Raw genomic sequence first — 1,063 nt, 5'->3', positions numbered from 1 at the left:
AGAAGGCTCTTGATGTTCATTTTCTGACCTCCAGTCAAAAGTTAAAAAACGGGTCTGGGTATTCTTTGCTGAAGGACAGCGTTCCCTGCCCCATCCCCACTACCGAAAAAGATGCGCACCGCGCCGCTCCTTCGAATTCGACATTACCCATGAGGCGGCGGCGTTCAACCACGATCGTACCGGCAAAAGGGCTATCCGGGTGCTATCCCCTGGCGTTGTTGCACAAATGACACGATTTGGCCTCAGTCGGAAAGCTCTCATTAACCATTGAGGGCCCCGGAAGCCCTGGTCCGAGCCTTTGGATGCGGCCGAATCCGGCGATCGCCGGCCGAAATTGCGGCCATGCCGGCGACTCGCCGGCCTGCTAGCTGCCGCAGAATCGCCGCACGGGAAGGTGCCGCTTTGGCCGAATGCGGATTTTTCAGCGATTATCGCACCGGCTTGTTGATTGTGCCGGCGCTTTTCTCTATCCAGCGGCGCAACGGAGAGGTGGCCGAGTGGTCGAAGGCGCTCCCCTGCTAAGGGAGTAGAGGTCAAAAGCTTCTCGTGGGTTCGAATCCCATCCTCTCCGCCATCCTGCTTCGCTCTTCGAGCTTCGCAGGACAGCCCAACAATTCGTGCGAAGCAGGATGGCGGAGAGGATGCCCTCCGAAGCCTTGGCGAAGGAGGGCCGGCTCGTGTGGTACGTGTACCTGCTCGAGAGCGAGGGTTCGAAAGGCGAACGTTATGTCGGCATAACGTCTGACTTGAAGCGACGGCTCGCTGAGCACAATGCAGGGAAATCCAGCCATACGTCCAAGTTCCTGCCATGGCGGATTGTGACCTATATGGCCTTCTCGAATCAGGCCAGGGCAGCTTCATTCGAGCGTTATCTCAAATCCGGTTCGGGGCACGCTTTCGCCAACAGGCGCCTGTGGTGACGGCCGCAAGCCAGTCGCAAAATCCTGCTTTTCCCCGATAAATATAGCAATAACAAGGTATTATGACCGAAACGCCTGTCGGGAGATCGGACATTTCGCTCGATTCTGACTGGAGGTCAGAAAATGAACATCAAGAGCCTTCT

At 56.7% G+C, this 1,063-nt stretch carries 2 protein-coding genes and 1 tRNA gene; all 3 read left to right on the top strand.

The features are described 5' to 3' along the window. The coding region (locus FJV77_RS32730; RefSeq protein ID WP_210246573.1) for a hypothetical protein at positions 1-230 on the top strand (230 nt) is incomplete at its 5' end. Positions 231-483: 253 nt separating this feature from the next. Continuing rightward, positions 484-574 (top strand) — tRNA-Ser (locus FJV77_RS32175). A gap of 103 nt (positions 575-677) precedes the next feature. Next, complete coding sequence (locus FJV77_RS32170) at positions 678-920, top strand: GIY-YIG nuclease family protein (protein WP_142870370.1); 243 nt, start codon at positions 678-680, stop codon at positions 918-920. Positions 921-1,063: the final 143 nt, after the last annotated feature.

Origin of the sequence: Mesorhizobium sp. WSM4306, assembly GCF_007003975.1 — a bacterium.
GTDB lineage: Bacteria > Pseudomonadota > Alphaproteobacteria > Rhizobiales > Rhizobiaceae > Mesorhizobium.
Note: the sequence above shows the minus strand (reverse complement) of the source record. Positions and strands in the feature narration are given on the sequence as shown.